The organism is Variovorax sp. 01N429 (genome assembly GCF_056399425.1).
Window position 1 is genome coordinate 204,885 of sequence record NZ_JBFTRG010000005.1, and the last position, 20,005, is coordinate 224,889.

The 20,005-nt window shown below is 62.8% G+C and carries 18 protein-coding genes; 9 read left to right on the plus strand and 9 right to left on the minus strand.

Annotation, left to right across the window (positions count from 1 at the left end):
- Positions 1-140: 140 nt before the first annotated feature.
- The 3 genes from AC1DSF_RS11435 to AC1DSF_RS11445 all read left to right on the plus strand — a co-directional run bounded on the left by AC1DSF_RS11435 (position 141) and on the right by AC1DSF_RS11445 (position 3,556).
- Positions 141-2,480, plus strand: coding sequence for an NADP-dependent malic enzyme (locus AC1DSF_RS11435; protein WP_478182859.1), 2,340 nt, complete (start codon positions 141-143; stop codon positions 2,478-2,480).
- A 183-nt stretch (positions 2,481-2,663) separates the two neighbouring features.
- Entirely contained in the window at positions 2,664-3,077 is a 414-nt protein-coding gene (locus AC1DSF_RS11440) for a guanyl-specific ribonuclease (protein WP_478144770.1), read from the plus strand.
- Between the two features lie 59 nt (positions 3,078-3,136).
- Positions 3,137-3,556, plus strand: a complete 420-nt coding sequence (locus AC1DSF_RS11445) for a barstar family protein (RefSeq protein ID WP_478127555.1) — start codon at positions 3,137-3,139, stop codon at positions 3,554-3,556.
- A gap of 327 nt (positions 3,557-3,883) precedes the next feature.
- Here the strand turns inward: AC1DSF_RS11445 and rsmA are convergent, their stop codons facing one another.
- The 3 genes from rsmA to AC1DSF_RS11460 are packed head-to-tail and all read right to left on the minus strand — an operon-like array spanning position 3,884 to position 8,503.
- Entirely contained in the window at positions 3,884-4,663 is a 780-nt protein-coding gene (gene rsmA / locus AC1DSF_RS11450; RefSeq protein ID WP_478182860.1) for a 16S rRNA (adenine(1518)-N(6)/adenine(1519)-N(6))-dimethyltransferase RsmA, read from the minus strand.
- Between the two features lie 31 nt (positions 4,664-4,694).
- On the minus strand, positions 4,695-6,074 hold the full coding sequence (locus tag AC1DSF_RS11455) for a peptidylprolyl isomerase (RefSeq protein ID WP_478182861.1): 1,380 nt from the start codon (positions 6,072-6,074) through the stop codon (positions 4,695-4,697).
- A gap of 14 nt (positions 6,075-6,088) precedes the next feature.
- Positions 6,089-8,503: an LPS-assembly protein LptD gene (locus AC1DSF_RS11460; protein ID WP_478144773.1), complete on the minus strand. Its 2,415-nt coding sequence runs from the start codon at positions 8,501-8,503 to the stop codon at positions 6,089-6,091.
- Between the two features lie 97 nt (positions 8,504-8,600).
- Between AC1DSF_RS11460 and AC1DSF_RS11465 the strand changes: the two genes are divergently transcribed.
- The 5 genes from AC1DSF_RS11465 to AC1DSF_RS11485 are packed head-to-tail and all read left to right on the plus strand — an operon-like array spanning position 8,601 to position 13,515.
- On the plus strand, positions 8,601-9,695 hold the full coding sequence (locus AC1DSF_RS11465) for an aminoglycoside phosphotransferase family protein (RefSeq protein WP_478182862.1): 1,095 nt from the start codon (positions 8,601-8,603) through the stop codon (positions 9,693-9,695).
- Entirely contained in the window at positions 9,692-10,414 is a 723-nt protein-coding gene (locus AC1DSF_RS11470; protein WP_478127560.1) for a 16S rRNA (uracil(1498)-N(3))-methyltransferase, read from the plus strand. The genes AC1DSF_RS11465 and AC1DSF_RS11470 overlap by 4 nt, the downstream gene beginning before the upstream one ends.
- Positions 10,415-10,428: 14 nt before the next feature.
- Positions 10,429-11,808 (plus strand): M20/M25/M40 family metallo-hydrolase, encoded by a 1,380-nt coding sequence (locus AC1DSF_RS11475; protein WP_478127639.1) that lies wholly within the window; start codon positions 10,429-10,431, stop codon positions 11,806-11,808.
- A 39-nt stretch (positions 11,809-11,847) separates the two neighbouring features.
- Positions 11,848-12,315 (plus strand): YidB family protein, encoded by a 468-nt coding sequence (locus tag AC1DSF_RS11480; protein WP_478127561.1) that lies wholly within the window; start codon positions 11,848-11,850, stop codon positions 12,313-12,315.
- Positions 12,316-12,339: 24 nt separating this feature from the next.
- Positions 12,340-13,515: an MFS transporter gene (locus tag AC1DSF_RS11485; RefSeq protein ID WP_478127562.1), complete on the plus strand. Its 1,176-nt coding sequence runs from the start codon at positions 12,340-12,342 to the stop codon at positions 13,513-13,515.
- Here AC1DSF_RS11485 and AC1DSF_RS11490 read toward each other — a convergent pair.
- Together AC1DSF_RS11490 and AC1DSF_RS11495 are read right to left on the minus strand one after the other, a co-directional pair.
- Positions 13,512-14,375: a lysophospholipase gene (locus AC1DSF_RS11490; protein WP_478182863.1), complete on the minus strand. Its 864-nt coding sequence runs from the start codon at positions 14,373-14,375 to the stop codon at positions 13,512-13,514. The genes AC1DSF_RS11485 and AC1DSF_RS11490 overlap by 4 nt on opposite strands.
- Positions 14,372-15,865 (minus strand): M20 family metallopeptidase, encoded by a 1,494-nt coding sequence (locus AC1DSF_RS11495; RefSeq protein WP_478182864.1) that lies wholly within the window; start codon positions 15,863-15,865, stop codon positions 14,372-14,374. The genes AC1DSF_RS11490 and AC1DSF_RS11495 overlap by 4 nt, the downstream gene beginning before the upstream one ends.
- Positions 15,866-16,048: 183 nt before the next feature.
- On the opposite strand from AC1DSF_RS11495, the gene AC1DSF_RS11500 reads away from it, so the two are divergent.
- A complete protein-coding gene (locus tag AC1DSF_RS11500) occupies positions 16,049-16,855 on the plus strand; it encodes a DUF72 domain-containing protein (RefSeq protein WP_478127565.1) in 807 nt (268 codons plus the stop codon).
- 13 nt (positions 16,856-16,868) lie between these two features.
- Here the strand turns inward: AC1DSF_RS11500 and AC1DSF_RS11505 are convergent, their stop codons facing one another.
- The 4 genes from AC1DSF_RS11505 to metX form a co-directional block, all read right to left on the minus strand.
- On the minus strand, positions 16,869-17,411 hold the full coding sequence (locus AC1DSF_RS11505; protein ID WP_478127566.1) for a bactofilin family protein: 543 nt from the start codon (positions 17,409-17,411) through the stop codon (positions 16,869-16,871).
- Between the two features lie 141 nt (positions 17,412-17,552).
- Positions 17,553-18,140, minus strand: a complete 588-nt coding sequence (locus tag AC1DSF_RS11510; protein WP_478182865.1) for an IMPACT family protein — start codon at positions 18,138-18,140, stop codon at positions 17,553-17,555.
- 55 nt (positions 18,141-18,195) lie between these two features.
- Positions 18,196-18,783: a methionine biosynthesis protein MetW gene (gene metW, locus AC1DSF_RS11515; protein WP_478127568.1), complete on the minus strand. Its 588-nt coding sequence runs from the start codon at positions 18,781-18,783 to the stop codon at positions 18,196-18,198.
- The gene (gene metX, locus AC1DSF_RS11520; RefSeq protein ID WP_478127569.1) at positions 18,780-19,961 is read right to left on the minus strand and encodes a homoserine O-succinyltransferase MetX; all 1,182 of its coding nucleotides are present in this window, start codon (positions 19,959-19,961) and stop codon (positions 18,780-18,782) included. Before metX ends, metW begins: the two co-directional genes overlap by 4 nt.
- Positions 19,962-20,005: the final 44 nt, after the last annotated feature.

Here is a 20,005-nt window from a genome sequence, read left to right on the forward strand (position 1 = left end):
TCTAAATAGGAAGAATAAGTAGAAGAAGTAGGAACAGACGGCGCCGGGCCGCAGAGGCCCCCGATCCGCGTCGGCCGCGCCAAAGTCGAGGTCTACAATCGGCGCCCTTTTGCAAGAAGCGTCACTGGAGGCACGGCCCAATGTCCGATCCGACTTCACCGATCCCCACGCCCGAGGACAAACGTGCCGAACTGCGCCGCGCAGCCCTCGAATATCACGAGCATCCCGTCCCCGGAAAGATCTCGATCGCCGCGACCAAGCAGATGGTCAATCAGCGCGATTTGGCGCTCGCCTATTCGCCCGGCGTTGCGGCCCCGTGTGAGGAAATCGTCAAGGACCCCGTCAACGCATTCAAGTACACCGCGCGTGGCAACCTCGTTGCGGTGATCACCAATGGAACGGCCGTTCTCGGTCTCGGCGACATCGGCCCTCTGGCTTCCAAGCCCGTCATGGAGGGCAAGGGCGTTCTGTTCAAGAAGTTTGCCGGCGTCGACGTGTTCGACATCGAAATCGACGAGAAGGACCCGGCAAAGCTGGTCGAAGTCATTGCCGCCCTCGAGCCCACATTCGGGGCCATCAATCTCGAGGACATCAAAGCGCCGGATTGCTTCTACGTCGAACGCGAACTGCGCAAGCGCATGAAGATTCCGGTCTTCCACGACGACCAGCACGGCACCGCCATCACGGTTGCGGCAGCCATGCTGAACGGCCTCAAGGTGGTCGGCAAGGAAATCTCCCAGGTCAAGCTCGTGACCTCGGGCGCAGGCGCTGCAGCCTTGGCCTGCCTGAACCTGCTGCTGAAAGTCGGCCTCAAGCGCGAGAACGTCTATGTCACCGATCTCGCGGGCGTCGTCTATGAAGGCCGCACCGAATTGATGGACGACGACAAGCGCCAGTACATGCAGAAGACAAAGGCGCGGACGTTGACCGAGGTCATCGAAGGCGCGGATGTTTTCCTTGGCTTGTCCGCCGGTGGCGTGCTCAAGCCCGCCATGGTGGCAAAGATGGCGGCGAAGCCCGTGATCTTCGCGCTGGCGAATCCGAATCCGGAAATCACGCCCGAGGATGCTCACGCCGTTCGCGACGACGTCGTGATGGCCACCGGCCGGACCGACTACCCGAACCAGGTCAACAACGTCCTTTGCTTTCCATACATCTTCCGCGGCGCCCTGGACTGCGGCGCGACCACCATCACGGACGAAATGGAAGTGGCGGCGGTCCATGCCATCGCTGAACTCGCGCAAGCAGAACAGAGCGAGCGGGTGGCGGCCGCATACGCGGGTGAGAAACTCAGCTTTGGCCCCGAATACCTGATTCCGAAGCCTTTCGATCCGCGGTTGATGATGAAGATCGCACCCGCCGTCGCCCAGGCGGCTGCCGAGAGCGGGGTGGCGCTGCGGCCCATCTCTGACCTCGATGGCTATCGGGACAAGCTGCAGACCTTCGTCTACACCTCAGGGTCGATGATGAAACCGATCTTCGATGCCGCCAAGCGCGCGCCGAAGAAGCGCGTGGCCTACTGCGAAGGCGAGGAAGAACGCGTGCTGCGCGCTGCGCAGATCGTGGTCGACGAAGGAATCGCGCGACCCACGCTCATCGGCCGTCCCGCAATCATTGCCCAACGCATCGAAAAATTCGGCCTTCGCCTGAAGGAAGATCTCGACTACGACATCGTGAACGTCGAACAGGACCATCGCTATCGCGACTTCTGGCAGACCTATCACCGGATGACCGAACGCAAGGGCACGACCGTCCAGACAGCAAAGATCGAGATGCGTCGCCGCCTGACCCTGATCGGCGCGATGTTGCTCCACAAGGGAGATGTCGACGGAATGATCTGCGGTACCTGGGGTACCACGACCATTCACCTGCATTACATCGACCAGGTGATCGGAAAGCGCCCGGGCGGTTGCGCGAGTACCAGTCAGAACGTGCCGATCTATGCCTGCATGAACGGCCTTCTGCTTCCCGACCGGCAGGTGTTCCTGGTCGACACGCACGTCAACTACGATCCGACGCCTGAGGAACTCGCCGAGATCACGACGATGGCCGCGGAAGAAATGATGCGGTTCGGCCTCAAGCCAAAGGCCGCCTTGCTGTCGCATTCCAATTTCGGCAGCAGCAATCTGCCAACGGCCCTCAAGATGCGTCAAACGCTCGATTTGCTCCGCACCCAAGCGCCGTGGCTCGAGGTCGACGGGGAAATGCATGGCGACGTGGCGTTGGACGGCAAGCAGCGTGCGGCGGTAATGCCCCATAGCGCATTGGCTGGCGATGCCAATTTGCTCGTGTTTCCCAACATCGATTCGGCCAACATTTCGTACAACCTGCTCAAAACGGCAGCAGGCGGCAATATCGCGATCGGCCCGGTTCTGCTGGGCGCAGCGAAGCCCGTCCATATTCTCACGGCGAGCGCCACTGTTCGTCGCATCGTGAATATGACGGCACTGACAGTCGCGGACGCCAACGCAGAGCGCTAGGCAGTGTGGCGACAGCGGTCGCTAACTTCAAACCCGCGCTCAAACCCTTGCGCCTGCTCAAAGATTGGGCAGGCGCTTGCTATTTGCGCGCCTCTGGTGCACACTTGCGGCCTTGAATTTGCGGGTTAACCCCAACCGGTTGACCCCCCAATTCGGCTCTCGCTCTTTTCTTTCTGGTGCCCCATGGCGGCTTACGCCTCGATCACGTCTCCGGTTTCCAAGTTTGCGCTTACCAGCTTGTTGTTGGTGGCTTTTGCAACTGGAGTTCAGGCACGTGAATGGTTCGGTACTGAAGCCGGTCAGCCCGTGCAGGAATCGATTGCGTTGGCCGAATTGCCTGTGCAAGGCCAGCGTACATATGAGGCCATTTTGAACGGTGGCCCTTTCCGGCATGAAAAAGACGGCGTGGTGTTCGGCAATCGCGAACGCCTGCTGCCGCAGGAGCGCCGAGGCCACTACCGAGAGTACACGGTCGATACGCCCGGCTCGCGCGATCGTGGTGCACGGCGCATCGTCTGCGGAGGCGAGCGTACGACGCCATCGGCCTGCTGGTACACGGCAGATCACTATGCGAGTTTTCGGCGGATCGAACCTTGAGCGACAAACAGAATTGGAAAGGCGCGAACGAGCGTCCTGACGAAATGATGAATACAACCATGGAAAGACCAGCGGAGATGACCCTATCCCTTCGTGGCGTGCGACCGAACATCGTGCAGTCGATTCGCGCATTTCGCGTGAACGACCTGCAAGAGGCAGCACATGCGGCCGGTCAGCACTTTCTATATGCCAACCTCGGCAACGCCCAGACCAAGCAGGATGTGCTGGATCTGATCGCTCAGCAATTCACCTTTCCGCAGCACTTCGGCAAGAACTTCGATGCGCTGTATGACTGCATGACGGACCCGTTGCACAAATCGGGCCCGCAGCCCGGTTTTGTGATCGTGCTCGAGCAGATCCCTGCGAACGCCAAGTTCGACAAGGAAGCGCGGGAGCAACTGCTGGACATCTTCCGTGACGCTGCCGATTACTGGGGAGACCGAAAGATACCCTTCCGGTGCTTCTATTCTTTTCTGTAGCCCGTTCTGCACAAACCAGCCAAGCAGAACGGGCGAACGAGGCTCAAATCGGCACCGCACCGGCCGCCGATATCGAAGTTCAGAATTCCGACCCAGCGGCAGAAAAAATGCCGACAGACAAATTGGTCGATGTTTCCCCGTTGGCGTTGCGCATGAGCAGCCCGTTCAACGCGGGATATTGGCTCGCTGCAGCGTAGGTGTTGCTCGCCCCCAGGCTTGCCCACTTCGTGTGGCCACCTACCCCCTACCGGGGGCAACACCAGCGGCCCGGCAGAGCCGGTTCCGCGGTGTTTCACTAACAAAGGCCCGTCAGTGACGGGCTTTTTTTCATTTTGGGAACTGCTGGGCCAGGGTTAGGTATTCGTGGACCGGGACTTCTTCGGCGCGGCGCTGGGTGTCGAAGGTGCCGGCGAAAGCCTTTTGATCCAGCCACTTGCCCAAGCTGTGGCGCAGCAGTTTGCGGCGTTGGCTGAAAGCGACCTGGACGATCTCGCCGAGCAGTTCCGCGTCAACCTTCGGCGGCTCCGCCAGCGGCACCATGCGGACCACGGCGCTATCGACACGGGGAGGGGGATCGAAGCTTTCCGGCGGCACGAAAAGAACGTTCTCCATCTCGTACCGCCACTGCAGCATGACGCTCAGACGGCCATAGTCCGAGGTTGCCGGTCGCGCAACCATGCGATCGATCACCTCTTTCTGCAGCATGAAGTGCTGGTCGGAGATCAACGGTGCGAAGCCGAGCAAGTGAAAGAGGATCGGTGTGGAGATGTTGTAGGGCAGGTTGCCTACGACGCGCAGGCCGGTGGAAGGCAGCGCCACGAGCCTGTCGGCAAGCGCGGCGAAATCAACCTTCAGGACGTCCGACTCAACCACATCCAATTGACCGTGGCTGCGCAGACGCTGCGCCAGATCGCGATCGAGTTCAATTACGGTCAATCGGCCAAGGCGCTCGACGAGTGGTTGCGTGAGCGCCGCGAGCCCTGGGCCGATTTCGACCATTGCATCGCCGGGCTTCGGGGCAATCTCACGAACAATCGCGTCGATGATGCCTTGGTCAGCAAGGAAATGCTGCCCGAAGCGCTTGCGAGGGATATGAACGCGGCTCACGAGGAAGCGCGCGAAACCTTGGGGCGACGCATCAGGTCTGCGGAGGGTCGCGGTATTCGACGTAGGCCCGCGCGCGCACTTCCTGGGCCCAAGTCTCGGTGGCTTGCTGGATCTTTTTCTCGCGCAGCACCGCGCGCGCTGCCTCACGCTGCTCGGTCTGGGTGAGCTTGGCTTCTCGGCGACCTTCCACCAAGATCAGGTGGACCCCGAAGCGAGACACCACCGGATCGCTGATCTGACCGGGAGCGAGGCCGTTCATTGCATCTTCGAACTCGGGCACGAACTGGCCCGGGCGCGCCCAGCCGAGGTCGCCGCCTTCCTTAGCGCTTGCGTCTTCCGAGTTGTCCTTGGCAAGGCTCGCGAAGTCCGCCGAACCCTTTTGCACGCGATCCTTGAACTCGGCGAGTTGCGCGACCGATTGAGCAGTGGTGCGCTTGGGATCGTTGCGCAGCAGGATATGACGCACGTGCGTCTGCGTGACGACCGCGTCAGTCGCGCCAGGCTGCGATTTGGACAGCAGCTTGAGCACATGGAAGCCTGCTGGCGACCGAACCGGGCCGGCGATTCCGTTGACCGGGGTCGACTGTGTAGCTTCGACGAAGAGTGGCGGATAACGCTCGGCACTGCGCACCCCGAGCGCGCCACCCGCAGCGCGGTCCGCGTCGGAATTTTCCTGAACGAGCTTTGCGAAATCCTCGCCGGCCCGCGCGCGCTGGGCGAGGCTCTGCGCGCGCTGCTGCAGCTTTGCGATGTCTGTCTCGCTCGCGTTCTCGGGCACGGCGACCAGCAGCTGCGCGATGTTGATGTTCGGCGCGATTGCCGCGTTGCCGCCGGCACGCTGTTCACGAATGAACTGGTCGACTTCGACGTCGCTGATCTTGACCTTGGCTTCGATCTCGCGATCGCGCAGGCGGGTCAGCATGAGCTGATCACGAAGCTCGCGCCGGAACTGCTCCTGCGAGAGTCCCTCGGCCGCCACCCGGCGGCGCAGCTCGACAAGGCTGATCTGGTTCTGCCGGGCCACCGCCTGTTCGGCCTGGTCGATTGCAAGGTCGTCCACCTTGATGCCGTTTTCCTGGGCCATCTGCAGCTGGGCGTGCTCGTTGATGAGCCGCTCCAGCACCAGACGCGTCAGCTCAGGCCGGGGCATGCGGTCGGCTTCGGGGTTCTCTCTCAGGATGCGCTGAACGCGCGCCTGCACCTCTGTGTTCGTGACGGGTTCGGAGTTGACCAGTGCGACGATGTACTCGGCCGAGCGCTGCACGTTGGGCGGCGCGGCCCTCGTGTCGGCCGGGACCGGAGGCGCGATGCGCGGCCCCGAGCGCATGATGTCGGTGATGCCTTGCGCGCCAGAAGCGGTGGCCAGGGTCGCCATGCAGGCAAGCGTAAGGATGGAGCGAATGTGTTTCATGGCGAAGCTCTATCTCAGTCGTAATTGGTGTAGCGGCTCGGCGCGGCGCCGGGTTGGCGTAGAGGGGTGTAGCGCTGGATGTTTTGCGTCAACGTGCGAAGCGGGCTCGTACCGATGCTGGCGAAGCCGACCAGCTCGAGCTGGAACATGATTCGCGTACTGGCTGTGACTTGCCCGGTGGTGATACGTTCAACAACCACGCGGCCGATCCAGCAGCAGCCGTCGTATTCAAAGCCGAGTACGCCGTCGGTGAGTTTGCTGTCTTGCAGACTGTAATTCAGACGGCCTACAGCGTACCAGCGCCCACCCCCCTGACCCCGCCCCGAGCCGAGGTCCTTGCCTTTGTCGCCCCAGAGATCGTTGATGGGCCACTGCCAGCCGACATCGATCGATTGGTTGCCGTCATTGTTGGAGACTCTGGTCCCGTCCGCGGCTGCGGCGTAGCTGCTTGCCTGGTAGCGATAGGCGGCGCTGATCGTGCGATAAGGTCCGGGACTATAGCGGGCGGTCAGCGCTGTGCGCTCGGAGTTGTGCTGGTCCGGGTTGTATTGAACAGTGCCGTCGAAGGTCCACTTGGGCGTCCAGTTGATCTGCGCGCCGAGCAAGAGGTCGCTGAAACGGTCTGTCACAGGAACTCCGCCCGGCAGCGTGACGAGTTCATCGGCAAAACGCAGCCGCTGCGCGATACCGAAGCGGGCAGCCTCGGCGCCCGTGTCCGGATCGATCAATCTCGAAGTCACGCCCAGCGTGAGCAGGTTGCTGTCGGATATCCGGTCATTGCCGGAGAAGGCGTTCTCGGTGTAAACCGTCGCAAAGTTGAAGTCGTTGGCCGCTGAATCGTAGTTGGGCAACTCGTTCTGGTTGCGAAACGGCGTATAGACGTAGAAGGCGCGAGGCTCGAGCGTCTGCCGGAACCCACGTCCGAAATAGTTCGCGTCCCGCTCGAAGATCATGCCGCTGTCGAGACTGAACGTCGGCACCGTCACGTTGGTTGAAGTCAATCCGTTGATCGGCGCGTCGAACTGATAGGCGCGGGCGTTCACCATCACCTTTGGAATGACGAACGTGCCCGGGGTCAGAAAAGGCCGGCTCAGCGAAAGCTGCGTGAAAGCGCGCTCCCCGTCGGGCTGCCCCTGCAAGATCGGATCGCCCTGGAAACGCGTGTAGTCGTTGTTGAACGAAAAGTCCAAACCGGCCGGGCCGTCGTACTTGTTGTAGTTGGCCGTGATCTGCGGCATGCGGTCGTACGGCGGAATGATCGGCGAAGGCGCGTATTGCAGCGTCTGGTAACTCAGCGCGCGGGCCATGCCGCTCCAGTCCCCTGAACCCCATCGCAGCGCGCCATCATTGGCAAGCAGCCGCGTCGTCAGGGACGGCGTCCGCGTGAAGTCGCGCCAGTAGTTGTCGTCGCTCACGCGATTGATGCTGAGGGAGCCGGTCAGATAGTCGAGGCCGAGCGGTTTGGGGTCGAAAGTCTGGTTGTGTTGGGTCCAGACGCCCCAGCGGTCTTGATCGCGAAGGCGGTCGTACGGCATGTAGTCCGCGCGAATCTCGCCCTGGTACGTGTTCTCAAGATATCGGAACTCGTTTCCGAGATTGATGCCGCGCTTGCTCATCAGCGTCGGATAGAACGTTGCATCGCGATTCGGGGCAATGTTCCAGTAGTAAGGCGTGGTCAGTTCGATGCCGTTGACACTGTCGATGCCGATCACTGGCGGCAGCAGACCCGTCTTGCGTGCGTTGCTCAGAGGAAAGCTGAGCGACGGGAACGGCGGCGTACTGATGCCCATGAAGGTGACCTGCGCGCTTGTCGCCACCCCGATGTTTTCTTCCGAGTCGGTGGTGATGGTCTTGGCGCGCAGGAGCCAGGCCGGCATCCAGCCCGGATAGTCCTCGGGACGACAGGTGGTGTAGGTCGCGATGCGTGCGACCGAGACATTGCTGTCAATGAAGTCGATTCGCTCCGCGTCTCCCCGCCCGCCATTGGCCAGGAAGGAGTAGCGGACCTTGTTGAAAAACCCTTCGAAGGATTCGAGCTTGAGTTCCAGTTCGGGGCCTTCGTAGACATTGCCGGCCTGGTTCACATGGACGTTACCGGTGGCGCGGGCGCGATCTTCGGGCTGGTAGTACTCCAGCCGGTCGGCGCGAATGAAGGTGTCGCCACGACGCAGCGTGGCGTTGCCTTCGACCACCGTCTCGAGGTCCGGCCTGCCGGAGATGCGATCTCCATCCACGAAGCTGGGCCGGTCGCCGCGCTGCGCGGGCGTGATCACTTCGGCAAGCTGCGGTGTGCGCTTGAGCACGAGCGGAGCATCCAGTTCCGTATCCTGCGCCCGCACGGCGTGCGCATGCAACAGTGCGAGCGTCAGTACCGCCAGCGGCAAGGGCGGGCGGCACCGGCGCCAGGCAGCTCGGTTCAGGTCAGGCATCGGTACGGAACAAATATCTTCTGAAGGGGAAGGGCGGCGCTGACGGCCGTCGAGTTGGGAGAGCCCGCGCAAGGCGGATTTGTAGAATCAATTATCCATGACAGCCTCTTCGTCCCCGGTCGACCGCGCCGCATCTCCCCTTCATTCCCCAGCGTGGACCGATCCGGCCCGCGCCCAGGCGTTCAACCGCTGGATGGATCGCGTTGCGCCGGCGCACCAATTGCAGCCGCAGACCGTGCGGCTCGCCTCGGCAGACGCCAGTTTCAGACGCTACTTCCGGGTCGACACGAGCGACGGCGCCAAGACCCGCATCATCATGGATGCACCGCCCGCCCAGGAGAACAGCGCCCCTTTCGTTCAGATCGCCAAGCTGATGAGCGACGCAGGCGTCACTGCGCCCACGGTGCTCGAGTGGGATCAGACCGACGGATTCTTGTTGCTCGATGACCTGGGTGCGCACACGATGCTCGACGTGATCGATCCCGCCGACTCTGGCGCGGCACGGCCTCTCTACGAGCAGGCGATCGATGCACTGATTCGCTGGCAACTGGCATCGAAGCCGAATGTCCTGCCTCCTTACGATCGCGCGCTGCTGGAGCGCGAGCTTGCGCTGTTTCCGCAGTGGTACATCGCCAGGCACCGAGGAATTCCGGTGGAGGGGCAGCTCAAGGAGCGTCTCGACCGCAGTTTTGCATTGATCGTCGAGAACAATCTCGCCGCGCCGTGCGTGTACGTGCATCGCGACTTCATGCCTCGCAACCTGATGGTCAAGGAGGGACAGGCGCTGGGCGTGCTGGACTTCCAGGACGCGGTTCATGGCCCGATCACCTATGACATCGCAAGCCTCATGCGCGATGCGTTTCTGAGTTGGGACGAAGAGTTCGTGATCGACGTCACCGTGCGCTATTGGGAGCGGGCCCGCAAGGCTGGTCTGCCGGTCGACGACGATTTCGGTGCGTTTTATAGGGGCGTCGAATGGATGGGTCTGCAGCGCCACCTGAAAGTCGCGGGCATCTTCGCGCGGCTCACGGTTCGTGACGGCAAGCCCAAGTACCTGGCCGATACGCCGCGGTTCATCGCCTATATCCGCGCGACCGCCAGTCGCTATCGCGAACTCACACCGTTGCTGCGCGTGATCGACGAAGTCGAAGGCACTCAGCCGTTGAGCGGCTTCGCCTACGGACGCATGTGACGGCGCGATTTCACTGCGCTGTGGCGCTGGTCGAGAACAGCTCGCTCACGCTGCCGCCCGGTGCTGCGCGCCACGTGCAGGTGCTTCGGATGCAACCCGGCGATGCGCTGACCCTCTTCGATGGCAGCGGCGGCGAATTCGCGGCGACCGTCGACCGCATGGGGCGGAGCGACGTCGATGTCACAGTCGGCGCGCGCAAGCCCATCGAGCGCGAGGCTGCGCGAGCGGTGCACCTGGCCGTCGGTATGCCGGCCAACGAACGGATGGATTGGCTGGTCGAGAAAGCGACCGAACTCGGCGTCGCGAGCATTCAGCCGCTCGTGACGGCACATGGGGTGCTCCGGTTGTCAGGCGAAAGGGCCGACAAGAAGCGCCTGCATTGGGAAGCCATCGCAATTTCGGCCTGCGAGCAATGCGGACGCAACCGTGTTCCGGTGATTCATCCGGTTCGGCCGCTGGCAGGGTGGCTCGCGGCATCGGCGGACGATTCGGAACGGTTCATCTTGAGCCTCACCGAAGGAGCTTGGTCGGCGCACGAAGCGGCGGCCAGCATTCAGCGTTCGGTTTGGGTCCTGAGCGGCCCGGAAGGCGGCCTCAGTGCTTCAGAAGAAAAAGAAGCGCTGGTCCGCGGCTTTGCCCCGCTGACGCTGGGACCGCGTGTCTTGCGCGCTGAAACAGCCGCGCTCGCTGCGCTGGTGTTGCTCACCGATTCGCAATGAAAGATCAAAGAATGATGTCATCTCGCCTCATTTCCTTGCCCTCGCGGGCTTTGCTGCCGTCGCGCATGGCGCCCATCGTGCTTGCCGCAGCATGCATCGGCGGCGGCGCGCACGCACAAGTCTCCGCTGTGGCGCCGACGCCGTCGCAGGTTCGGCCCGCAGTCGACGAGGCGTATACGCAGCTCCTGGCCGCACCGGCCGTCAAGCAGTTGCTTGATGCCGTCAAGGCTGACCATGAGCGTTCGGTCGAGGATCTGAAGGCGCTCACCGAGATCGAGGCGCCGCCGTTCAAGGAGCAGAAGCGCGCCGAAGCGTTTCTTGCGCGACTCAAGGCACTCGGCCTTGCGGACGCCAGGATCGACGCCGAGGGCAACGTGATCGGCGTGCGCAAAGGTACCGGCAACGGGCCGACACTGCTGATCTCGGCGCATCTCGATACGGTCTTTCCCGCAGGCACGGACGTCAAGGTCAAGGAGCGGGATGGAAAGCTCCATGCGCCTGGCATCTCGGACGACACACGGGGCCTTTCCGTGTTGCTCTCCTGGCTCAAGGTGCTGAACGATCACAAGGTGCAGACGGTCGGCGACCTGATGTTTGTGGGCAATGTGGGCGAAGAAGAACTCGGCAACTTGCGCGGCATGAAGGCCATTTTTCGCGATCACCCGGAGATCGACGGCATGGTTGGCCTGGAGCCGGCGCCGGACGGAACCGTTCTCGTGCTCGGTACCGCCAGCCATCGCTACGAAGTGAACTTCAAGGGCCCGGGTGGCCACAGCTACGCGGCGTTTGGTCAGGTTCCGAGCGCGATCCACGGGATGGGTCGCGCCATCGCAAAGATCGCCGACATCAAGACGCCGAGCTTTCCCAAGACGACGTTCACCGTCGGCACCGTCGGCGGTGGAACCTCCGTCAACACCATCGCGCCGGATGCGCGAATGGCGGTGGACATCCGCTCGGACGAAATGGGCGCCTTGCTGGACACTGAAAAGAAGGTGCTGTCCGCAATCGACGAGGCCGTAGCGGAAGAAAACAAGCGCTGGAATGTCACGACCCTCAGTGCATCGACCAAGCTTATCGGCGATCGGCCAGGCGGACGCACAGGGTCGGATTCTGTGGTCGTCGAGGCGGCGGTCCGCTCCAACGCCGCTTTCGGCCATAAGACGCTCCTCACCGGCGCCAGCACGGATGCCAACGTGCCGATGTCGCTGGGGATCCCGGCGATCATCATCGGTAGCGGAGGCAAGACCGGCGGCTTTCATGCGCTGTCTGAATGGATCGACGTGACAGATGGTTGGCAGGGCGCGCAGAATGCGCTCGCGACCGTGCTTGGGCTGGTCGGCGTGCAGGGTGTGAGCGAGCCGCTGCTGGCCAAGCGGACACCGCGCCCCAAGTAACGCCGCGTTCCACATCCTTCATTGCTTCAGGAGCCCATCATGGGATTGCTCGATTCGGTACTCGGTCAGGTGCTCGGCGGCGCGCAGGCGCAACCTCAGGAAGGCGGTCCCGGCGGGCTCAGCGGCCTCGAGGGGCTCGGCAATCTGGGCGGCATTGCCGGCGCCCTTGGCGGGCTGCTCGCTAACAACAGTGAAACTGGTGGCCTCGGCGGGTTGGTGTCCAAGTTCGATCAGGCCGGGATGGGCGACGTCATCGGCTCGTGGATAGGCAAGGGCGAGAACGCGCCCATCTCTGGAGGCCAGTTGCAGGACGTGCTGGGCAGCGACGCGATCTCCGGCATCGCGCAAAAGCTCGGGATGAACAGCGCAACCTTGCTGCCATTGCTCGCAACGCTGCTGCCCACCTTGATCGATCACCTGACGCCGAAGGGGCAGGTGCCTGCCGAAGGCCTCGGCAATCACGATGATCTGCTGTCATCCCTGAGCGGCTTGCTTCAAAAGGGCTGACGACCGCAGTCCTTCGTTCATGCCATGAATCGCAATCTCTGGCTGCTGACCATTTGCCAAGGCTTGTTCCTGACGAACAACGTCACGTTCATCGCAATCAATGGTCTCGTCGGATTGGCACTCGCGCCGCATGGCTGGATGGCAACGCTGCCCGTGATGGGCTACGTGGTGGGCGGCGCGCTCGCGACCGGCTTGGTGGCGCGCACCCAGCGCCGTCTCGGTCGTCGACGTTCATTCCAGATCGGCATTGCAGTGGCGCTGTTCTCGGCGCTGCTGTGCGCGCAAGCTGCTGTCTGGAAGGACTTCTGGCTCCTCTGCTTTGCGACGCTGGTCGCTGGCTACTACAACGCCAACGCCAGCCTTTACCGATTTGCCGCCGCGGAACTCGCCGCTCCCGAATGGCGCGAGAAGGCGGTGTCGCTGGTGATGGCTGGTGGTCTGATCGGTGCTGTCGCGGGGCCGAATCTCGCCGCGGTCACGCGCAATTGGTTCGAAGTGCCGTTCGCTGGTGCGTACCTCGCCCTGGCGGTGATCGCGCTGGCGTCGATGGCGATGATGCAATTCATCGACTTTCCCGCGCCACCGGCCAAGAACGCATCCGCAGGCGGGCGATCGCTTTCCGAGATCGCACGTCAGCCGGTATTCATCGTTGCCGCTGTCTCGGGCGCGCTGGGATTCGGTGTCATGAATCTGCTGATGGCCGCGACGCCGATCGCCATGCAGGTGTGCAGTCTTCCATTTGAAGATGTAGCGCTCGTCCTTGAATGGCACGTGATCGGGATGTTTGCGCCGGGCTTCTTCACCGGTCACCTGATCCGCCGGTTCGGCGCGCTGCCGGTCATGGGTGTCGGATTGCTGCTCAACCTGGGGTGCATCGCCGTCGCGCTGTCTGGCGTGGACTTGCATCGGTTCGTGATTGCGTTGTTCATGCTGGGAGTGGGCTGGAACTTTCTCTTCACCGGCAGCACGACCTTGTCGCTGACCGCGTACACGGCCGAGGAAAGGGACCGGGCGCAAGGCGCGCTGAACTTCTGTGTCTTCGGGACCCTGGCGATCAGCTCTTTCGCGTCAGGCGTACTGGTCACGACACAGGGATGGCGCTTGCTTAACTTCGGCTCGTTGGTGCCAGTGGTGCTGACCGGCCTTGCGCTCTTGTGGCTTGCGCGGCGGCGCGCCGCGTCCGCCCCGGCAGCCGCCTAGGGATTCGGAAAGCGTTCGGCCAACCAGTGCTCGAGCCTGTCGAAGACGGGCTCAGCGTCGCGTTCATTGAAGATTTCGTGGAAGTGGCTCGTGTAGCACGTGGTGCTCACAGTCTCAGGCGGCGCCGCACTTTCGAATGCGCGGCTGCCCGCGGGAGAAACAAGGCGATCATTCCCGGCGTAGATGAGCAGGGTGGGCACGCGCCAGGCGGCGGCAGCTGACTGCACGGTAGCGCCCTCATCCGCCAAAAAGCTCGCCAGCCGCGCGCCGATGCGATCGTGACACAGCGGGTCGGCTCGATACGCTTCTGCCACCGCGGGATCGTGCGACAGATACTTGAGGTCGAGTCCATTGCTCACGCGCAATTCGGGCGCGAGCCGCGACAGCATTGCGATCAGGAGCTTCTGGAATCGGCTGAGACCGGGATCGAGTGCTGGCGACGAAAGCACCAGTGCATCTACCGTGCGCACATCGCGCGCGACGAAGCTTGCAGCCACCAGCCCACCCAGGCTGTGGCCAAGCAGAACCACCGGGAGCCCCGGGTGCCGGCGCCTGGCATCGTCGACCACGAGCGCGAGATCTTCGGTAAGGCGGTTGGACGTCGGCAAACCGCCGCGCGCGCCGGTGGAAGCGCCATGGCCATACTGATCGAGGGCGAGCACTTCGAAGCCCCACCCATTGAGTCGCTGTGCGACATGCGCATGGCGGCCGGCGTGTTCGCCCAAGCCATGAACGATGACGACGACGGCTCTTGCAACGGTACGTCCTGGTGGCCAGACGTGCAGCGCCAATGTTTCGCCGTCGGGCGTTCGCAGCGCTTGATGCACCTGCGGCGCCGCTTGCGTCGGACGAGCGCTCAAGCAGCGACGGCGTTCGCCGCCGGCAAGGCCGCGATGACCTCCGCCACCGCCGCCGTCAGTTTCTTGGCATAAGGGATATGCAGGAACTCGTTGGGCCCGTGCGCATTGCTCTTGGGGCCCAGCACACCGCAGACCATCATTTGCGCCTTCGGGAAGCCGACACTCAACATGTTCATGAGCGGGATGGTGCCGCCTTGCCCGATGTAGCCGCAGCTCGCGCCGAAGTGCGCCTGTGACGCGGCATTCAGCGCATGCTCGAACCATGGCGCGGTGTCGGGCGCGTTCCATCCGGTCGCGCCGCCATGGCTCTCGAAGGTGACTTTGGCCTGGTAGGGTGCGTTGTCCTCGAGCAGAGACTTGAGCTGTTGCACTGCCTGACCCGCATCGACCAGCGGCGGCAGACGCAGCGACAGCTTGAATGCGGTATAGGGGCGCAGCACGTTGCCCGCGTCCTTCAACGCCGGGAACCCTTCGGCGCCGGTGACGGAGAGTGTAGGCTTCCAGGTGCGATTCAGCAGCGCCTCCACCGGGTCCGTCGTGGTCGGCAGCGCAAACGCCGATGCGCCGCCGCAATCGTAGTGCGCCCACGGAAAGCGCTTGTAGACCTCTTCGCCCAGGATCGCGGCCGTCGCCTTGGCCTGCGACAACCGTTCGGCCGGCACAGCGCAATGAAAGCTTTCGGGCAACAGGCGCCCGGTCTTGCTGTCTTCGAGCCGGTCAAGGACCTGCCGCATGATGCGGAAGCTCGACGGCACCAATCCCGAAGCGTCGCCCGAGTGCACGCCTTCGGTCAGGATCTCGACCTTCAGCGTACCGCTCGCCATGCCGCGCAATGAAGTGGTGAGCCAAAGCTGATCGTAGTTGCCCGCGCCCGAATCGAGACAGATGACGAGCGACACGTCGCCCAGTCTCGGCCGCAATGCGTCGACATAGGGGAGCAGATCGTATGAGCCGGATTCCTCGCACGTTTCGATCAGACCCACGATGCGCGGATGTGCCGCGCCTTGGGCTTTCAGCGCCTGGATTGCTGCCACGCTCGCATAGACGGCGTAACCGTCGTCCGCGCCTCCGCGTCCGTACAGCAGGCCGTCTTCGTATTTGGGTGTCCAGGGGCCGAGGTCGTTGCGCCAGCCGGTGAATTCAGGCTGCTTGTCGAGGTGGCCGTACATCAGCACGGTTTCGGTCATGTCCGTACCGGTCGCCGCCAGCTCGAAGAAGAGCACCGGCGTGCGGCCTTCGAGCCGCACGATCTCCAGCTTCAGGCCATCGACCTTCTGAGCTTCGACCCAGGCAGCGGCATTGCGCATCACGGTTTCGAGGTAGCCGTTCTGTGCCCACTCCTTGTCGAAGCCCGGGGACTTGGCTGGGATCGCGATGTAGTTGGTGAGTTGCTTGACGATGTCGTTGTCCCATTGGGACGAGACGTCGGACAGTGCGCGCCCGGCGTCGAGCAGGCCGGCGGGCATTTCGCGGTGGAGAGGGGCGTTCATGAAAGTACTCCGCGGGGTGAGGAGAACGATGTTAGTGGGTCTTGGCCGGTCGTGCGCAGATGGCAAGCACCCGCTGGATGGGATAAAAAGGCGTGCTTCGCCATTGCTTCCGAGGAATGCCATGCCTGCGCGCATCCAGCTTCGCCTTTGTCACCTGCCCGCCACCGCGGGAAAGGGCCCGAAATGAACGCCGCTGCTGAGCGAATCCGTGTCGGCATTGGAGGGTGGACCTTCGAGCCCTGGCGCAACAACTTCTATCCGGCGGGTCTTCCGCACGCGCAGGAACTGAACTACGCGAGTCGCCACGTCACCGCCATCGAGGTCAACGGCACCTACTACAGCACCTTCAAGCCGACGACTTTCAAGAAGTGGCACGACGAGACGCCGGACGATTTCGTGTTTTCGATGAAGGCTTCGCGCTTCTCGACCAATCGCAAGCAACTCGCCACGGCAGGTGAATCGATCAAGCGTTTCGTGGACAGCGGCATCGGCGAACTCGGCAGCAAGTTGGGGCCGATCGTGTGGCAATTCATGCCGACTAAACAGTTCGACCCGGAAGATCTCGCAGCGTTTTTGGAACTGCTGCCGAAGAAGGAAGGCAGCCGTGCGCTGCGTCATGTGCTGGACGTGCGCCATGACAGCTTTCGAACGCCCGAGTACCTTGCGCTCGTCCGCAAGCACAAGGTGGCGACCGTCTTCACGGATTCGCCGAAGTTTCCGTCGTTTGCCGACCTGACGGGCGACTTCGTCTACGCGCGCCTGATGAACAGCGACGCGAAGCTTGCGTCCGGATACGCGCCGAAGGCGTTGGACGAATGGGCCGAGGCCGCGAAAACCTGGGCCGCGGGCGGAACACCCTCGTCATTGCCCCATGTTGAAGAAGACAAGTCAGGCGCCTCGAAAGCGCGTGACGTGTTTGTCTACTTCATCAACGGCGCAAAAGAAAAGGCACCGGCGGCCGCCGGTGCCTTGATCGAGCGACTGAGCTGACCCGTGATGCGCGTCAGGCAGCGGCGTGAAGAGCCGCCGCGGGCTTGCTGCTGCCGGCCGCCGCGGCGCCGAAGGTGATCTCGCCTGAAAGCTGGCCGCCTTCTTCGATGATGATCTTTCCGTAGCGGATCTTGCCGGTGACCTTGCCCGTGGAGTGAATCACGAGCTTTTCGCGAACCGTCAGATTGCCGTCGAAGAGACCGCGGATTTCGGCGATGTCGATTTCCGCCGAGCCTTTGAACGCTCCTTGTTCGGCGATCTGCATCACGCGCGAATCCATCGTGGCTTCAACAAGGCCTTCGACGACGAGCGTGTCGCAATCGGTGATCTCGACACCCTTCAGTTTGATGTTGGGACCCACGGTCAGCTTGCTGCCGCCCTCCTTGGGGGCGGCGACGCTGGCAACGGCGTTGGCGGCCTGCGTGGTGAGCGTCGAGGGACTGACGGGCGTACCGGAAAGATTGGTACCGGAACCCATCAGCGGCGCGGGGCGGGAGGTGACATTGTCGGCAGCGTCGCGATCACGCTTGCCGAAGAAGGGGGACTGTGTGGCCAATGGGTAGCTCCTCAAAATCGACTATCGTAAGAACGCCGTCACCGAAGGCGGCACTTCATTGCGCAATAGGCGTAACTGAATAAGTCCAAAGCGTGATGCCTGCGAACTTTTGTGCTCGCGCGGCCGAGCATGTTCGGCCAATCACGCGCTAAGCCACGCAACTCGCCCTTGCGTCACGTCGTCCAGTCGTGCGATGAACGCATCCGCGGCCGATTGCGGGAGGGTGAACGAGAAACGCACTTGGCTGTCGTGATGCACCTCGTCGAGCGTCGCGCCCATTGCGGCGATCTCGCGGCGCAGCAGTCCTTCGAACGCATAGGCGACTGCGCAATTCAGAGTGCGCAAACGCACCAATGGAATGAGCGTCGCGCCAACGAGCGCTTGCGCAACGCTGTCGGTGTAGGCGCGCACCAGGCCGCCCGCACCGAGCTTTACGCCGCCGAAGTAGCGCACAACCGTGGCCAGCACGCTTTCGAGATCGTGATGGCGCAGCACTTCGAGCATGGGCCGTCCAGCAGTGCCGCTTGGCTCGCCGTCGTCGTTCGCCGCCGATTGGCCTCCGGCCATCAATGCCCAGCAGACATGAGCGGCTCCGGGATGTTCGGCGCGAAGCGCGGCCACCACGGCGTGCGCCGCTTCGCGATTGGCGACCAGCTGGACGCAGCCGATGAATCGGCTTTTCTTGATGATCAGCTCGCTGTGCGTCGGAGCAGCAAGTGTGAAGGACATGGGGGTCGGGCGCTCGCCGCCCATCTTCGCCGGGTATATTGGTATTGGGTATTGGCTATTCGCCGCGCTCGAACTTGAACACTGCCGTGCTGGCGCGCGCATTCGGAAGCCAGCGCACTTCGTGTCCCGCTTCGAGGCCGAAACAGTCGAGCACCCGCAAGCGGTTCTTGCGCGCGAGCACTCCGAAGTCCTTGAATGTCCCGACACGGATGTTGGGCGTGTCGTACCACTGGTAGGGCAACCGGCGCGTCACGGGCATGCGGCCACGCGCGATGCTGATGCGGTTGGGCCAATGCGCGAAATTCGGGAACGCGACGATGCCGATGCGCCCGACGCGGGCGGTTTCGCGCAGCATCACCTCGGCGTTGCGCAAGTGCTGCAGCGTGTCGATCTGCAGCACAACATCGAAAGACGCGTCGTCGAACATGGCCAAGCCTTCGTCGAGGTTCAGCTGGATCACGTCGACGCCGCGTCGCACGCATTGCAGCACGTTGCCATCGGCAATCTCGACGCCGTAGCCGCTGCATCCGCGCTCGCGCTGAAGAAGGTCGAGCAACGATCCATCGCCGCAGCCCAGATCGAGCACGCGAGAGCCCTCCGGCACGAGTCGCGCAATGAGGCGTTGCGTATCGAGATCACTCATGCCGGTGCGACTTCCACGCGCTTGGGTGACAGGGTCTGCTCGCCAGCGATGCGCTCGAAGTACGAGCGCACGACGCTCATGTAGCGCACGTCGTCGAGGAGAAAGGCATCGTGCCCATGCGGCGCGTCGATCTCCGCATAGCTCACGTTGCGGCGGTTGTCGAGCAGCGCCTTGACGATCTCCCGGCTGCGCGCCGGAGCGAAGCGCCAGTCGGTCGTGAAGCTGACCAACAGAAACTTGGCCGATGCTTTGGCCAGCGCGGCGCGAAGGTCGCCGCCGTGGGTTCGCGCGGGGTCGAAGTAGTCGAGCGCGCGCGTGATCAGCAGATAGGTGTTGGCGTCGAAGTACTCGCTGAACTTGTCGCCGTTGTAGCGCAGATAGCTTTCGATCTGGAACTCGACCTCTTGCGTCGAATAGAGGAAGTCGGTGTTGACGGCGCTCCCTTCGACCGCACTGCGCAGGGCCCGACCGAATTTCTCGTTCATGAGGTCGTCGCTCTGGTAGGTGATATGGCCGACCATTCGCGCGATACGCAGGCCTCGTTTGGGGATGACACCGTGCTCGTAGAAGTGGCCGCCGTTGAAGTCGGGATCGGTCACGATCGCCCGGCGCGCCACTTCATTGAATGCAATGTTCTGTGCGGTGAGACTCGGAGCGCTCGCCACCACCACGGCATTTCGCACGCGCTCCGGGAATTGCAGAGCCCATGAGAGCGCCTGCATCCCGCCGAGGCTGCCTCCCATCACTGCAGCAAGCGTGTGAATGCCGAGCGCATCGAGCAACGCGGCCTGCGCATTGACCCAGTCTTCGACCGTGACCACCGGAAAGTCGGCTCCGTAGGCGCGGCCGGTTGCCGGATTGATGTGCATCGGCCCTGTCGAGCCGAAACACGAGCCGAGATTGTTGATGCCGATGACGAAAAACCGGTCGGTATCGACCGGCTTTCCGGGCCCGATCATGTTGTCCCACCAGCCTTCGGACTTGGCTTGGCCCGCGTACATGCCGGCGACATGGTGCGACGCATTGAGCGCATGACACACCAGCACCGCGTTGCTGCGGTCGGCGTTGAGTTCGCCGTAGGTTTCGAAAGCAAGTGTGTAGTCGGAGATCGAAGCGCCGCTGGTCAGGGCCAGCGGGCCGGCGAACTGCATGGATTGCGGAGTAACGACGAACGACATGAATGAAAAAGACCCGGCCTCGCCAAAAACGAGCCGGGTCGGCA

What these genes read in the sequence shown, in the direction of transcription:
- AC1DSF_RS11435 (WP_478182859.1), top strand. Translation starts at nt 141, where the DNA reads ATGTCCGATCCGACTTCACCGATCCCCACGCCCGAGGACAAACGTGCC.
- AC1DSF_RS11440 (WP_478144770.1), top strand. Translation starts at nt 2,664, where the DNA reads ATGGCGGCTTACGCCTCGATCACGTCTCCGGTTTCCAAGTTTGCGCTT.
- AC1DSF_RS11445 (WP_478127555.1), top strand. Translation starts at nt 3,137, where the DNA reads ATGGAAAGACCAGCGGAGATGACCCTATCCCTTCGTGGCGTGCGACCG.
- AC1DSF_RS11455 (WP_478182861.1), bottom strand. Translation starts at nt 6,074, where the DNA reads ATGAAACACATTCGCTCCATCCTTACGCTTGCCTGCATGGCGACCCTG.
- AC1DSF_RS11460 (WP_478144773.1), bottom strand. Translation starts at nt 8,503, where the DNA reads ATGCCTGACCTGAACCGAGCTGCCTGGCGCCGGTGCCGCCCGCCCTTG.
- AC1DSF_RS11465 (WP_478182862.1), top strand. Translation starts at nt 8,601, where the DNA reads ATGACAGCCTCTTCGTCCCCGGTCGACCGCGCCGCATCTCCCCTTCAT.
- AC1DSF_RS11475 (WP_478127639.1), top strand. Translation starts at nt 10,429, where the DNA reads ATGTCATCTCGCCTCATTTCCTTGCCCTCGCGGGCTTTGCTGCCGTCG.
- AC1DSF_RS11480 (WP_478127561.1), top strand. Translation starts at nt 11,848, where the DNA reads ATGGGATTGCTCGATTCGGTACTCGGTCAGGTGCTCGGCGGCGCGCAG.
- AC1DSF_RS11485 (WP_478127562.1), top strand. Translation starts at nt 12,340, where the DNA reads ATGAATCGCAATCTCTGGCTGCTGACCATTTGCCAAGGCTTGTTCCTG.
- AC1DSF_RS11495 (WP_478182864.1), bottom strand. Translation starts at nt 15,865, where the DNA reads ATGAACGCCCCTCTCCACCGCGAAATGCCCGCCGGCCTGCTCGACGCC.
- AC1DSF_RS11500 (WP_478127565.1), top strand. Translation starts at nt 16,049, where the DNA reads ATGAACGCCGCTGCTGAGCGAATCCGTGTCGGCATTGGAGGGTGGACC.
- AC1DSF_RS11510 (WP_478182865.1), bottom strand. Translation starts at nt 18,140, where the DNA reads ATGTCCTTCACACTTGCTGCTCCGACGCACAGCGAGCTGATCATCAAG.
- metW (WP_478127568.1), bottom strand. Translation starts at nt 18,783, where the DNA reads ATGAGTGATCTCGATACGCAACGCCTCATTGCGCGACTCGTGCCGGAG.
- metX (WP_478127569.1), bottom strand. Translation starts at nt 19,961, where the DNA reads ATGTCGTTCGTCGTTACTCCGCAATCCATGCAGTTCGCCGGCCCGCTG.